This window comes from Enterobacter sp. RHBSTW-00593, assembly GCF_013784105.1.
GTDB classification, from domain to species: Bacteria; Pseudomonadota; Gammaproteobacteria; order Enterobacterales; family Enterobacteriaceae; genus Enterobacter; species Enterobacter ludwigii.
The window spans coordinates 4,075,634-4,087,999 of the sequence record NZ_CP056393.1; the positions used below are offsets into that span (position 1 = coordinate 4,075,634).

A 12,366-nucleotide genomic window follows, 5' to 3' on the forward strand; every position below is an offset into this window, starting at 1 on the left:
AAGGCTGGCAGAGTGTGGGGATGGATATTACTCGTACTTATGCAAAACAGCTCAGACGGGAGCTGACAAAAGAAGAAAGACGGCTTTGGTATCTACTGCGCAGCCGCCGTTTCGAAAATTATAAATTTCGTCGACAACATCCTGTAGATCACTACATTCTGGATTTCGTCTGCTGCGCGGCTCATCTGGCTATTGAACTGGATGGCGGGCAACATGATGAAAAGCAGGAATACGATCGTCAAAGAACGTGCTGGCTTAACGAGAAAGGCTGGTATGTCATTCGATTTTGGAACAACGAACTCTGGAATAACGAAGAAGCGGTGTTAGAAAAGATCCTTGAAACACTGCAAATGCTGCAACCCTCACCCCGGCCCTCTCCCTGAAAGGGAGAGGGCGCAAACCATCCCCTCGCCCCTTTGGGGAGAGGGTTAGGGTGAGGGGAAATTACTTCAGCGTTCCCACCAGCGCCTTGCGGCTATCTTCCAGCGACACCACGCGTTTACAGACGTCTTTGCCGAACTGCTGGAAATCGTCTTCCTGGTTCTTCCACTCGTTCTGAATCGAGGTCTGCAGCCCACCCAAACTACCGAGCACGCCCTGCAGTGGGTTACCGCCGCCTTTCAGCACCGCTTTAGCCCCCATCTCGTTAATACTGTCCTGCAGGATGCCACCCATTGCCTGGTTCACCAGCTGCTGACCGTCGGCACGAACCTGATCGATTGCCTTGTAATGGAACGTCAGGCCGTCGGCGCGATGCTCAATAATGCGGTTCATCTGCTCTTTCAGCTGTTTGTCGAGCTTCGTCAGGCGGGTGCGCATGTTACTGCTCTCTCCCACCTCTTTGGTGATGATCTTATCCAGCGCGACGCGGCTCTTCTCTACGCGCGTCAGGGCACCTTCATCAATCCACGGCAGCGCGGTACGCAAATCGGCCTGGTAGTCTTTCGCCTGCTCACGCTGAGCGGGGGTCAGGTTGTACTGTTTACCGTTAAATGTGACGTTCCCGTCCGGCGTAATCACCAGATGACCGTTCTCGCCTTTGACCTGTACGGTTTGCGGGCTTAACACCACGTCATCACGCGGGGTGACGCTACATTTATACTCCGCATGAGCGGTGAATCCGGTTGCCATTAAGGCAACAGCCAGCAACGTTTTGCGCATCTTAAACACTCCCTCAGACAAAATGGGCCAGCTAATGCTGGCCCCTTACTGCTTAATTAGTCCCACCAAACGTCAAAAAGTTCGCTGACGCGGACATCTTCCAGTTTGTGGTCTTCAAGCCATTTGCGCACAAGCGCCTGATGTTCTTCGGTGCATTTACCGACTTCCTGGGTGCAGATCAGACCTTCCCATGCCAGGTAACCGCTACCATCAAAGGCCAGCTTGTTTGGCTCGATCACTTCATTAATGAACGCATCTACGTCCTGATCGATCTGGTCTACGCTGGTGCCTTCCGGGAAACGCCACGCAACGGAGAAGCCCACTTCCTGGAATTCTTCGATGTGCATTTTTTTACGCAGACGACGGCTACGATTCTTTGCCATTATTTCACCCTCTCGAACATTAAGTCCCATACGCCGTGACCAAGACGATGGCCACGCTGTTCAAATTTTGTCACCGGACGTGAATCCGGACGCGGTACATAGTCGTTGCTTGCAGACTGGTTTTTATACCCGTCCAGAGACGACATGACTTCCAGCATATGTTCCGCATAAGGTTCCCAGTCGGTCGCCATATGGAAGACACCGCCCAGTTTCAGCTTACTTTTTACCAGCTCAGCAAACGGCGCCTGAACGATACGGCGTTTATTATGCCGTGCTTTGTGCCACGGGTCAGGGAAAAAGAGCTGAACCATGGTCAAAGAATTGTCAGGAATCATTTTGTGCAGCACTTCAACCGCGTCGTGACACATAACGCGCAGGTTCTCAACGCCCTCTTCATGAGCCGTTGCCAGACATGCGCCTACGCCTGGTGAGTGCACCTCAATGCCGAGGAAATTTTGCTCCGGGCGCGCGTGGGCCATGGTAACCAGTGAAGACCCCATACCGAAGCCAATCTCCAGTGTTACCGGCGCGTCGCGGCCAAACAGCTCGGTAAAGTCCAGAGGCTGCTCGCTGAACTCAACGCCCATCACCGGCCAGTAGTTGTCCAGCGCATGTTGCTGCCCTTTGGTCAGGCGACCCTGACGGCGGACAAAGCTGCGAATACGGCGCAGCGGGCGACCGTTTTCATCAAATTCCGGTGAAATGACGTCGTTTTTCATAAAAGAGTTGTCTGCTTGTGAGAATGTTCGGGAAACGGGCATTATCCAAAGTTAAGGCTTCTATGCAAGCATGGGAAAGATCCGGTTTACAGCAGATTGACGCTGTGCTGCAATCGGCGTCCCTGATTATGCGAATCGATGACCATGCAAGCCTCTCAATTTTCAGCCCAGGTGCTGGACTGGTACGACAAATACGGGCGTAAAACCCTGCCCTGGCAAATTGAAAAAACGCCTTACAAAGTATGGCTCTCCGAAGTGATGTTGCAACAAACGCAGGTCGCCACGGTGATTCCTTACTTCGAGCGCTTTATGGCACGTTTCCCAACGGTGACCGACCTGGCCAATGCGCCCTTAGACGAGGTGCTGCACCTGTGGACCGGTCTCGGTTACTACGCCCGTGCGCGCAATTTGCATAAAGCCGCGCAGCAGGTGGCGACCCGACACCACGGCACATTTCCGGAAACCTTCGATGAAGTGGCCGATTTGCCCGGCGTCGGACGTTCAACCGCAGGCGCGATCCTCTCCCTGTCTTTAGGCAAGCATTTCCCGATCCTCGACGGCAACGTGAAGCGCGTCCTCGCACGATGCTATGCCGTTGACGGCTGGCCGGGAAAAAAAGAGGTCGAAAAACGGCTGTGGGAGATCAGCGAAGCGGTTACCCCGGCAAAAGGCGTGGAGCGCTTTAACCAGGCGATGATGGACCTGGGGGCCATGGTCTGCACGCGATCAAAACCGAAATGCGAACTTTGCCCGGTCAATAATCTCTGCGTGGCTTATGCGAACCACGCATGGGCGCAGTATCCGGGCAAAAAGCCAAAGCAGACGCTGCCAGAGCGCACCGGCTACATGCTGTTGATGCAGCATGGCGATGGCGTCTTTCTGGCGCAGCGGCCGCCGAGCGGCCTGTGGGGTGGTCTATACTGCTTCCCACAGTTTGAAGATGAAGAATTGTTACGGGAATGGCTTAAACAGCGCGGCATCGCTGCCGATAACCTGACGCAGCTGACCGCGTTTCGTCATACCTTTAGCCATTTCCATCTGGATATTGTACCGATGTGGCTTCCCGTGTCCTCAATCACCGCCTGCATGGATGAAGGAACGGCTCTCTGGTATAACTTAGCGCAACCGCCATCAGTCGGGCTGGCGGCTCCCGTGGAGCGCCTGTTACAGCAATTACGTGCCGGTGCAATGGTTTAGCATCAGCCACCAACAGAGGAATGAGTATGGCCAGAACTATTTTTTGTACTTTCCTGCAGCGTGACGCTGAAGGCCAGGATTTCCAGCTTTACCCGGGCGAACTGGGTAAGCGCATCTATAACGAAATTTCCAAAGAAGCCTGGGGACAGTGGCAGAAAAAACAGACCATGCTGATCAACGAGAAGAAACTCAGCATGATGAACCCGGAGCACCGCAAACTGCTTGAGCAGGAGATGGTGAACTTCCTGTTCGAAGGCAAAGACGTCCACATCGAAGGCTATACGCCACCGGAACAATAACAGCGTGCGGGGGCAACTCCGCCGTACAAGCAAACACAACACGCACTCCCGGAATGATGAAAAAATTTTTAGCGCTAGCCCTTGTTGCGCCGTTGCTTGTCTCTTGTTCTTCCAAAAAAGGCGATGATTACAACGAAGCCTGGATAAAGGACACCAACGGTTTTGACATTTTGATGGGGCAGTTTGCCCATAACATCGAAAATATATGGGGATTTAACGAAGTTCTTATTGCCGGACCTAAGGACTACGTTAAGTACACCGACGCCTATCAGACCCGTAGCCACATCAACTTTGATGAGGGGACTATCACGGTTGAAACCATCGCAGGCACCGAACCTGCCGCACGGTTACGTCAGGCGATCGTGAAAACCTTGCTGATGGGTGATGATCCAGGCTCAATCGATCTCTACTCCGACGCCGATGACATCACCATCTCCAAAGAACCGTTCCTGTACGGCCAGGTTGTCGATCAGACCGGACAGGCCATTCGCTGGGAAGGACGTGCCACAAAATTTGCCGATTATCTGCTGCAGACGCGCCTGAAAAGCCGCTCTAACGGCCTGAAGATCATCTACAGCGTCACCATTAACCTCGTGCCGAACCACCTCGACAAACGTGCGCATAAGTACATTGGCATGGTGCGTCAGGCCTCGCGTAAGTACGGCGTGGATGAGTCGCTGATCCTGGCGATCATGCAGACCGAATCGTCGTTTAACCCGTACGCGGTAAGCCGTTCCGACGCGCTGGGACTGATGCAGGTCGTGCAGCACAGCGCAGGTAAAGACGTCTTCCGCGCTCAGGGTAAATCCGGTACGCCGAGCCGCAGTTATCTGTTCGATCCGCAAAGCAACATTGATACCGGTACCGCCTACCTGGCGATGCTCAACAATGTCTACCTGGGGGGAATTGATAACCCGACATCACGTCGCTATGCGGTGATCACCGCGTATAACGGCGGTGCGGGCAGCGTCCTGCGCGTCTTCTCGAGTGACAAAGTGCAGGCGGCGAATATCATCAACAGTATGGCGCCGGGGGATGTCTATTCCACGCTCACCACCCGACACCCGTCTGCGGAATCCCGTCGTTATCTGTATAAAGTGAACACGGCGCAAAAAAACTACCGTCGACGCTAAACCCTTTACCCTGCCCTCTTCCTGTGGGAGAGGGCCAGGGTGAGGGCATCAGACCGCACCCTCCCCGCTCCCACCCATACGAAAATGTTATTTGCATCACAATCCAAACTGCAAATTAATGTGGATTGCATTTTTTTGCGGGAGGTAACAAAACATAACCTCGCCTGCTGATAGAATTGCATCAAATAACAACCCTGAATGTTCCTATAACAACATATCTCCCGCTCACTTGTGAGGAAAGTAACATGAACCTTAAGCTGCAGCTTAAAATATTGTCGTTTCTGCAGTTCTGCCTGTGGGGTAGCTGGCTGACTACACTCGGCTCCTATATGTTTGTGACGCTCAAGTTCGATGGTGCGTCTATCGGTGCCGTCTACAGCTCGCTCGGCATTGCGGCTGTCTTTATGCCAACGCTGCTGGGTATCGTGGCGGATAAATGGTTAAGTGCGAAATGGCTGTACATGCTTTGCCATCTGGTGGGGGCGGGGACGCTGTTTATGGCAGCCCAGGTCACCACGCCGGGGGCGATGTTCATGGTGATCCTGTTTAACTCGCTGGCCTACATGCCAACGCTTGGCCTGATCAACACCATCTCCTACTACCGCCTGAAATCTGCCGGTATGGAAATCGTCACCGATTTCCCGCCAATCCGTATCTGGGGCACCATCGGCTTTATCATGGCAATGTGGGGCGTGAGCTTCGCAGGCTTCGAACTGAGCCATATGCAGCTCTACATCGGGGCGGCACTCTCCGTGGTGCTGGCGCTGTTCACCCTGACCCTGCCGCATATTCCGGTGTCTAACCAGCAGAAAAACCAGAGCTGGAGCACCATGCTCGGTCTGGACGCCTTTGCGCTGTTTAAAAACAAACGCATGGCGATCTTCTTTATCTTCTCCATGCTGCTGGGTGCGGAACTGCAGATCACCAACATGTTCGGCAACACCTTCCTGCACAGCTTCGACAATAACCCGCTGTTCTCTGGCAGCTTTATCGTTGAACATGCGTCAGTGATGATGTCCATCTCTCAGATCTCTGAGACGCTGTTCATCCTGACCATCCCGTTCTTCCTGAGCCGCTACGGCATCAAGAACGTCATGCTGATCAGTATCGCTGCATGGATGTTGCGCTTCGGTCTGTTTGCCTACGGCGACCCAAGCCCGTTCGGTACCGTGCTACTGGTTCTGTCGATGATTGTTTACGGCTGCGCCTTCGACTTCTTCAACATCTCTGGTTCGGTGTTTGTGGAAAAAGAGGTGAAACCTGAAATTCGCGCCAGTGCTCAGGGTATGTTCCTGATGATGACCAACGGCTTCGGCTGTATTCTGGGCGGTGTGGTGAGCGGTAAAGTGGTTGAGATGTACACCACTAACGGCATCACCAACTGGCAGCCCGTGTGGCTTATCTTCGCCGCGTACTCGTTGGTACTGTTCTTCGCGTTTATCGCACTGTTCAAGTACAAGCACGTACGCGAACCGCACGCTGCGCAGCCTATCGCGCATTAATGATTACCCCTCTCCTTTCAGGAGAGGGGTAATTTCGCCAGCACCCATCCTACCGACAATAAATCCGCACTGCCCCCCGGGCTTAAATTCCGTTCAATGAGCGCATTGTCCATCTGTATTAATGCATCACGATCCCAGCCACTCGTCAGTAAAGACCGCGCATAACCCTGCACATAACGCAGCCCTTCCATACCGCCGCGCGACACCAGGTTACTGTCCTGATTCATCGCCATCAGGCGCAGCAGCAGGTCATGCAGCGCGTGCCCGTTCCATTGCGCCAGCGCTGCACGCACCGTAGCAAAACCGCTTTCCGCTTCGCCCCGCGCGCCGGTTAACCCATACCGCTGAAACTGCCGCTCCCCTGCCGTCGCATGTCCACTGCGCGCTGCCAGCTCACGCGCCACCAGCCCGCGACAGAGGTGACTCACCTCATTACAGAGGCTCTCAGCCGTGGCGTGTTTCACTCGTCCGGCGGCAAAGCACAGCAAACCAAGGGCAAAAATGCCGCCTTTATGCGTGTTCACCCCGCACGTTGCAGCGTACATTGCCTGTTCACAGGCAATGCCCATCGGGCGAATGATCCGTAATTGTTCCGCCGCGGGTTTATCCGCATGGGTATGACCCAGCTCTGCAAAGCGCGCAAACCACGGAGTGATGGCCGCAATACTGCGGGCAAACAGCGCATGGTCCATATCGCGGTGTGCACCGTTGTTGAGCTTATCCACCAGACCCGGCTTTGGCGTCAACGCCAGCTCCTGCCATAACGCCTCTTCGGCGAGCCCTGGCACATCGCATGGCTGCGGGTTAGTCGCGAGCAAACCAGTCATCGATCATCTTCTCCACGCGAGCCACCACCTGCTCTACAGGATGCTTACGCGAACGGGAACAGGCGTGGGCAGGCTCATCACATACCAGACAGCGCCGGAGGTGTGCCCCTAAAGACTGGCGCCCCACATGCCCCTGTGCCGGGCAGATCACATCCAAATCCCACAGCCTCCCGAGCGGGTGAGTCTGCTCCAGATCCGTACAGTGCGCTTTGATTTCCGCCGCCGGATGCGCCACGCACCAGATTGCTTCTGGCCCGGTGGGCAGCCACAGCACCTGGCGATCCAGCACCTGCCAGCGGTTTTCCCACAGCAGCTGGTCGCACATCTGCAATGCCACGCCCATCGTATTGCGATAGCGCAGGCTGTCTTTGATCTCCCCGGGGGTGACGAGCGTGAGAGAAATCACCGGTTGTTGATAGTGCGTGAGCCAGTCAGTCTGGCGTGCTGCACGGCGCTCTTTCGCCGCCAGCAGCTCCTCCAGGCTGACACCCGCCCGCACGGGTGTCGCTACAGTCATCATTACTCCTTCACCTGTCGAACGGTGTCGATGACGCTGCCGTCGCGGTAGCGGATCACACCGACGATTTTGTCGGTAAACTCAATGGGTTTTGGTACGCCGGTCAGTGATATCGCCCGCTCGAAAAGCGCGTTGATATCGACAACGTTGAGACCTGCGGCAAGCAGTCGTTCGCGGATTTCCGGGCGTGCCGGGTTAACCGCGATGCCGTGATCGGTAACCAGCACGTCGATGCTCTCCCCGGGCGTCAGCCGGGTGGTCACCCGCTTCACGACGGTTGGAATACGGCTACGCAGCAGGGGGGCGACTACGATGGTCAGGTTCGCCGCCGCGGCCACATCACAATGTCCGCCGGATGCCCCACGCATTACGCCGTCAGAGCCGGTAATAACATTGACGTTAAAATCGACGTCAATTTCCAGGGCGCTGAGGATCACCACATCAAGCTGGTCGCAGCTTGCTGCCTTGCTGCCGGGGTTGGCATAAACGTTGGTGGAGATCTCCACATGATTCGGATTTCGTGCCAGCGAGGCCGCGGCCTGGCCGTCGAAACACTGGGTATCGAGCAGCTTTTCGATCAGGCCTTTCTCGTGCAGATCCACCAGGCTGCCGGTAATGCCCCCGAGCGCGAAGCGCGCCTTCACGCCGCTGCGCTCCATTTTCTCCTCCATAAAGCGGGTACAGGCGGTAGCCGCCGCACCGGAGCCGGTCTGCATGGAAAAACCGGGTTTGAAATAGCCTGAATGTTCAATCACATCCGCCGCGTAGCGGGCAATCATCAGCTCACGCGGATTACTGGTCACGCGAGCCGCACCGACGCTGATTTTCGCCGGGTCACCCACGCTCTCCACCTGCACAATGTAATCCACCTGATCCTGCACCAGGCTGGCGGGCATATTCGGGAACGGCACCAGCGCTTCGGTCAGCAGCACCACCTTGCGGGCGAAATGCGCATCCACCATTGCATAGCCAAGCGAGCCGCAGCACGATTTCCCGTGCGTGCCGTTGGCGTTGCCAAATTCATCGCTGCACGGCACGCCAAGAAACGCCACGTCGATATTCAGTTCGCCGTCCTGCAACAGCTTCACGCGCCCGCCGTGGGAGTGAATTTGTACCGGCTCGGCCATCAACCCGTGTGAGATAGCGTCCGCCAGCTTGCCCCGCATACCGGAGGTGTAAATCCGGGTGATAACGCCGCTTTCGATGTGTTCGATCAGCGCGTCGTTACAGGTCATCAGCGAGCTGGAAGCCAGCGTCAGGTTTTTAAAGCCCATACGCGCAAGCAGTGCCACGACGGTATTGATCACCCGGTCGCCTTCGCGAAACGCGTGGTGGAAGGAGACGGTCATCCCGTCCTGTAACCCGCTGCGTAACACCGCCTCTTCGACCGAAGCACAGAGCTTACGGGTGTGTTTTTCGTCAGGGCTGTTCAGCCATGGCGTTGCGCTGTGGGCGGTATCAAACGGTTTTAAGTCCCGCAGATGGGGGAAATTCACATGGAGAAGTTCTGTCTGATTCATTGTGTAATCCTTAACGACGCACGCCGGAGGCCGCCGCGCGTTCCAGCACCATCTGCGCGTGGTTAATAATAGGGGCATCGACCATTTTGCCGTTGAGCGACACGACGCCCAGGCCGTTACGCTCCCCCTCTTCTGCCGCTTCAATCACCCGTTTCGCGTGATCCACTTCCTGCTGGGTTGGGGCATAGGCGTTATGTAACAGATCAATCTGACGTGGGTTAATCAGCGATTTACCGTTAAAGCCCATCTTGCGGATCAAATCGACCTCGCGCAGGAAGCCAGCTTCATCGTTAACGTCCGACCACACCACGTCGAAAGCGTCGATACCCGCGGCGCGGGCGGCGTGCAGCACGGCACAGCGGGCATAAAATAGCTCAGTGCCATCCCCGCGTTCCGTCTGCATGTCCATCACATAGTCAAAGGCGGCCAGCGCGATCCCAATTAAGCGCGGAGAACTGCGGGCAATGGCCACGGCGTTAATCACTCCAATCGCCGATTCAATAGCCGCCATGACGCGGGTCGAGCCCGGCTCGCGCCCGCATTCACGCTCGATACGCGCCAGATGCCCTTCCAGCTCATCGATATCCTCCGGGGTGTCGGTTTTCGGCAATCGAATCACGTCCACCCCTGCCCGCACGGCGGCTTCCAGATCCAGCAAGCCAAACGGCGTGCTCAGCGGGTTAATGCGCACCACGGTTTCGATATCCTGATACATCGGGTGCTGCAGGGCATGAAACACCAGCATGCGCGCGGTATCCTTCTCGCGCAGGGCGACGGCGTCTTCAAGGTCAAACATGATGGAGTCCGGGCGGTAGATAAATGCCGTAGAGAGCATGGCGGCGTTTGCGCCCGGCAGGAACAGCATACTGCGGCGGAGTTTGCTCATTTCAGCGCTCCCCAGTTGAGTGTCGGCTCATCGGCCGCGCGCAGGAGCGCGCTTTGCAGGCGGGCGCGAATCACACAGTCCAGCGCCCCTTTGTCTTCAACAATAATTAATCCCTGGTGCACGTTCATGGCGCGCAATGTGTCGTTAACGACCTGGCGAATATGTTCGCCAAACTGCTTAATCACTTCACTGTGGATGATAATTTCCAGCTCACCCTGAGCGGGGGCAATTTTTACCATCAGGTCGCTGGACTCCTGCGTACCGGCCAGCGCCTCCCTTACAATTTTCATGATAAATTCCTGATAGTTATGCGACTTCCGCACTCGCACGGTAATGCGTTTCGAGGTGCGCGAAGGTGGAGTCCGGGACAATCTCCCGGATCCGGGAAAACTGCTGTGTCTTAAGCAAGCGGCGGACTTCCGACGCGGAAATAGCGTTGCCGGTGACCTTGATGCGCGGCATTTCCACCACGTCAATCTGCGAGGCCAGCAGGTCGTGCAGCGTCTGGTTGTACTGACGGGTGATATCGCAAAACGGCTCCGAGCCGATAAAGCGATGCGTAATACCCAGCGCCGGGGCGATGAAGTCCCGAAAGATCAGCACATCGATTTCGCTCCACGCCTGCTGTACTTTGCCGGTCTCTTTCAGGAAGTAGGCCGGGAACGTGGCGCGGGAGATGATGTACTGCGATCCTTCATGCACAATCACGTTCGGCAGATGCGCCACGCCCGCCCGTACCATCTCTAGCCGGGCGCTGAACGGGAAGAACGAGGCATCCTCGCGCACCACAAACAGGTGCAGCGCATCGCACTGCCCCGCGGCCTGCTCGACCAGATGCCGGTGGCCGAGGGTAAACGGATTCGCATTCATCACGATCGCGCCAATCTTCTTCCCGGCCTTGCGCTGACACTTGAGCGCGCGACAGTAGCGCTGGATCCCCTGCGGGGTGTTCTCCATCAGCACCGCGTTGTTCCCGCTCTGGGCAATCGGCCAGAAGCCGCTGCGGCCAAAGCGCTCCTTGTTGCACGGACGGGTGCAGAGGAAGAGGTGAAAATGGCCGCGCTCCAGCGCCGCATTTTCCACCTCTGCCAGCAACCGTGCGCTGAGGTTCTCCCCACGAAGCTGCTCGTTTACCGCCACGCACTTGATGACGTTAGCGGCAAGCCCGGCACAACCCACCAGCTGCGTGCCGGACCAGGCTTCGACAAACAGCGTGATGTCGTTGTCCAGGCCAAGGCCGCTGTCTGCCAGCAGGTAACGGATCTGGCTTAAGCGTTCCGGGTGTTTCGCCACAAGGGTGTGGCGAAAATCAATAGTGGGTTGACTGTTCATGCCGTTTTACTCAGTGTGCTGCCGCAAGCCCGGTGGCGGGCGCTTCCATGATCACATTGCTCAGATGACCGATATGCTCGATCTCCACCTCAATGCGATCGCCCTCTTTCATGAACAGCGGCGGGTTGCGCTTTTTGCCCACGCCGCCAGGGGAGCCGGTGATGATCACATCGCCCGGGCTGAGGCGGGTAAAGGTGCTGATGTATTCGATAAGCTCCGCGACCTTGTGGATCATGCTGCTGGTGTTGTCTTCCTGCACCATACGGCCGTTAAGCCAGGTGCGGATCGCCAACTGGTGCGGGTCCGGGATCTCATCAGCCGTCGCCATCCACGGGCCAAACGCTCCGGTCTGACGCCAGTTCTTGCCCGCCGTAAACCAGGTGTGCTGCCAGTCGCGGGCGGAGCCGTCCATATAGCAGCTGTAACCCGCCACATGGCGCAACGCCTCATCACGGCTGATGTTCTCTCCGGCTTTGCCGATGATGACCGCCAGCTCTCCTTCGTAGTCGAATTCACTGGAGTGACGCGGCTTCAGCACCGGTTCGTTGTGGCCGGTCTGCGAATCCGGGAAGCGGACAAACAGCGTCGGCGCCGGGTTGTGCTGGTCAAACTCTTTGCGTTTGTCGGCGTAGTTCATGCCCACGCAGAGGATTTTTTCCGGCTGCTCAATCACCGGTAAGAAGGTGATGGCATTCAGAGGGACATCCACGGCGTCGTTGAGATAACGGGTGGCCTCGGCCAGCCCGTTGCCCTGCAGCAGCGCTTTGAGGTCGCTGTAGCGGTCGCCGAGACGGCGACCTAAATCAATCACACCTTCGGCCTGAACGATGCCGTAGCTGCGTGTTCCCTGGTATAAAAAGCTTGCGAGTTTCATTGTTCTTTCCTGAAAA

Annotated in this window: 15 protein-coding genes; 5 read left to right on the top strand and 10 right to left on the bottom strand. The window is 56.4% G+C overall.

The genetic code is table 11. From position 1 onward, the window contains the following. The first annotated feature begins 20 nt into the window (after nt 1–20). Nucleotides 21–383 (top strand): endonuclease domain-containing protein, encoded by a 363-nt coding sequence (locus HV242_RS19515; protein WP_050737286.1) that lies wholly within the window; start codon nt 21–23, stop codon nt 381–383. Between the two features lie 61 nt (nt 384–444). Here the strand turns inward: HV242_RS19515 and HV242_RS19520 are convergent, their stop codons facing one another. Genes HV242_RS19520 through trmB form a run of 3 tightly spaced genes read right to left on the bottom strand, consistent with a single transcriptional unit; the run spans nt 445 to nt 2,263 of the window. Next, on the bottom strand, nt 445–1,161 hold the full coding sequence (locus tag HV242_RS19520) for a YggN family protein (RefSeq protein ID WP_040018846.1): 717 nt from the start codon (nt 1,159–1,161) through the stop codon (nt 445–447). Between the two features lie 56 nt (nt 1,162–1,217). Further along, entirely contained in the window at nt 1,218–1,544 is a 327-nt protein-coding gene (locus HV242_RS19525) for a YggL family protein (protein ID WP_020883688.1), read from the bottom strand. Continuing rightward, entirely contained in the window at nt 1,544–2,263 is a 720-nt protein-coding gene (gene trmB / locus HV242_RS19530) for a tRNA (guanosine(46)-N7)-methyltransferase TrmB (RefSeq protein ID WP_020883687.1), read from the bottom strand. The genes HV242_RS19525 and trmB overlap by 1 nt, the downstream gene beginning before the upstream one ends. Before the next feature lie 144 nt (nt 2,264–2,407). Between trmB and mutY the strand changes: the two genes are divergently transcribed. The 4 genes from mutY to HV242_RS19550 all read left to right on the top strand — a co-directional run bounded on the left by mutY (nt 2,408) and on the right by HV242_RS19550 (nt 6,394). After that, nucleotides 2,408–3,460 carry an A/G-specific adenine glycosylase gene (gene mutY / locus HV242_RS19535; protein WP_169809773.1) on the top strand — a complete coding sequence of 351 codons (1,053 nt, stop codon included), beginning with the start codon at nt 2,408–2,410 and terminating at the stop codon, nt 3,458–3,460. Between the two features lie 26 nt (nt 3,461–3,486). After that, nucleotides 3,487–3,759, top strand: coding sequence for an oxidative damage protection protein (locus tag HV242_RS19540; protein WP_032678953.1), 273 nt, complete (start codon nt 3,487–3,489; stop codon nt 3,757–3,759). Between the two features lie 56 nt (nt 3,760–3,815). Further along, entirely contained in the window at nt 3,816–4,892 is a 1,077-nt protein-coding gene (gene mltC / locus HV242_RS19545; RefSeq protein WP_025203253.1) for a membrane-bound lytic murein transglycosylase MltC, read from the top strand. A gap of 245 nt (nt 4,893–5,137) precedes the next feature. Further along, complete coding sequence (locus HV242_RS19550) at nt 5,138–6,394, top strand: nucleoside permease (RefSeq protein WP_020883685.1); 1,257 nt, start codon at nt 5,138–5,140, stop codon at nt 6,392–6,394. A 17-nt stretch (nt 6,395–6,411) separates the two neighbouring features. On the opposite strand, the gene citG is transcribed toward HV242_RS19550, so the two are convergent. Genes citG through HV242_RS19585 form a run of 7 tightly spaced genes read right to left on the bottom strand, consistent with a single transcriptional unit; the run spans nt 6,412 to nt 12,350 of the window. Next, the gene (gene citG, locus HV242_RS19555) at nt 6,412–7,221 is read right to left on the bottom strand and encodes a triphosphoribosyl-dephospho-CoA synthase CitG (RefSeq protein ID WP_050737287.1); all 810 of its coding nucleotides are present in this window, start codon (nt 7,219–7,221) and stop codon (nt 6,412–6,414) included. Then, entirely contained in the window at nt 7,199–7,738 is a 540-nt protein-coding gene (gene citX, locus HV242_RS19560; RefSeq protein ID WP_032680312.1) for a citrate lyase holo-[acyl-carrier protein] synthase, read from the bottom strand. The genes citG and citX overlap by 23 nt, the downstream gene beginning before the upstream one ends. Before the next feature lie 2 nt (nt 7,739–7,740). After that, nucleotides 7,741–9,258, bottom strand: coding sequence for a citrate lyase subunit alpha (citF, locus tag HV242_RS19565; RefSeq protein ID WP_050737288.1), 1,518 nt, complete (start codon nt 9,256–9,258; stop codon nt 7,741–7,743). Between the two features lie 10 nt (nt 9,259–9,268). Then, nucleotides 9,269–10,144 (bottom strand): citrate (pro-3S)-lyase subunit beta, encoded by an 876-nt coding sequence (citE, locus tag HV242_RS19570; RefSeq protein ID WP_014171585.1) that lies wholly within the window; start codon nt 10,142–10,144, stop codon nt 9,269–9,271. After that, on the bottom strand, nt 10,141–10,434 hold the full coding sequence (citD, locus tag HV242_RS19575; RefSeq protein ID WP_020883681.1) for a citrate lyase acyl carrier protein: 294 nt from the start codon (nt 10,432–10,434) through the stop codon (nt 10,141–10,143). Before citD ends, citE begins: the two co-directional genes overlap by 4 nt. Nucleotides 10,435–10,450: 16 nt before the next feature. Then, nucleotides 10,451–11,476: a [citrate (pro-3S)-lyase] ligase gene (gene citC / locus HV242_RS19580; RefSeq protein WP_014171587.1), complete on the bottom strand. Its 1,026-nt coding sequence runs from the start codon at nt 11,474–11,476 to the stop codon at nt 10,451–10,453. 10 nt (nt 11,477–11,486) lie between these two features. Continuing rightward, on the bottom strand, nt 11,487–12,350 hold the full coding sequence (locus HV242_RS19585; RefSeq protein ID WP_014171588.1) for a fumarylacetoacetate hydrolase family protein: 864 nt from the start codon (nt 12,348–12,350) through the stop codon (nt 11,487–11,489). Nucleotides 12,351–12,366 lie beyond the last annotated feature (16 nt).

What these genes read in the sequence shown, in the direction of transcription:
- mltC (WP_025203253.1), top strand. Translation starts at nt 3,816, where the DNA reads ATGAAAAAATTTTTAGCGCTAGCCCTTGTTGCGCCGTTGCTTGTCTCT.
- HV242_RS19520 (WP_040018846.1), bottom strand. Translation starts at nt 1,161, where the DNA reads ATGCGCAAAACGTTGCTGGCTGTTGCCTTAATGGCAACCGGATTCACC.
- citF (WP_050737288.1), bottom strand. Translation starts at nt 9,258, where the DNA reads ATGAATCAGACAGAACTTCTCCATGTGAATTTCCCCCATCTGCGGGAC.
- HV242_RS19515 (WP_050737286.1), top strand. Translation starts at nt 21, where the DNA reads ATGGATATTACTCGTACTTATGCAAAACAGCTCAGACGGGAGCTGACA.
- HV242_RS19525 (WP_020883688.1), bottom strand. Translation starts at nt 1,544, where the DNA reads ATGGCAAAGAATCGTAGCCGTCGTCTGCGTAAAAAAATGCACATCGAA.
- citG (WP_050737287.1), bottom strand. Translation starts at nt 7,221, where the DNA reads ATGACTGGTTTGCTCGCGACTAACCCGCAGCCATGCGATGTGCCAGGG.
- citX (WP_032680312.1), bottom strand. Translation starts at nt 7,738, where the DNA reads ATGACTGTAGCGACACCCGTGCGGGCGGGTGTCAGCCTGGAGGAGCTG.
- citD (WP_020883681.1), bottom strand. Translation starts at nt 10,434, where the DNA reads ATGAAAATTGTAAGGGAGGCGCTGGCCGGTACGCAGGAGTCCAGCGAC.
- mutY (WP_169809773.1), top strand. Translation starts at nt 2,408, where the DNA reads ATGCAAGCCTCTCAATTTTCAGCCCAGGTGCTGGACTGGTACGACAAA.
- citE (WP_014171585.1), bottom strand. Translation starts at nt 10,144, where the DNA reads ATGAGCAAACTCCGCCGCAGTATGCTGTTCCTGCCGGGCGCAAACGCC.
- citC (WP_014171587.1), bottom strand. Translation starts at nt 11,476, where the DNA reads ATGAACAGTCAACCCACTATTGATTTTCGCCACACCCTTGTGGCGAAA.
- HV242_RS19540 (WP_032678953.1), top strand. Translation starts at nt 3,487, where the DNA reads ATGGCCAGAACTATTTTTTGTACTTTCCTGCAGCGTGACGCTGAAGGC.
- trmB (WP_020883687.1), bottom strand. Translation starts at nt 2,263, where the DNA reads ATGAAAAACGACGTCATTTCACCGGAATTTGATGAAAACGGTCGCCCG.
- HV242_RS19550 (WP_020883685.1), top strand. Translation starts at nt 5,138, where the DNA reads ATGAACCTTAAGCTGCAGCTTAAAATATTGTCGTTTCTGCAGTTCTGC.
- HV242_RS19585 (WP_014171588.1), bottom strand. Translation starts at nt 12,350, where the DNA reads ATGAAACTCGCAAGCTTTTTATACCAGGGAACACGCAGCTACGGCATC.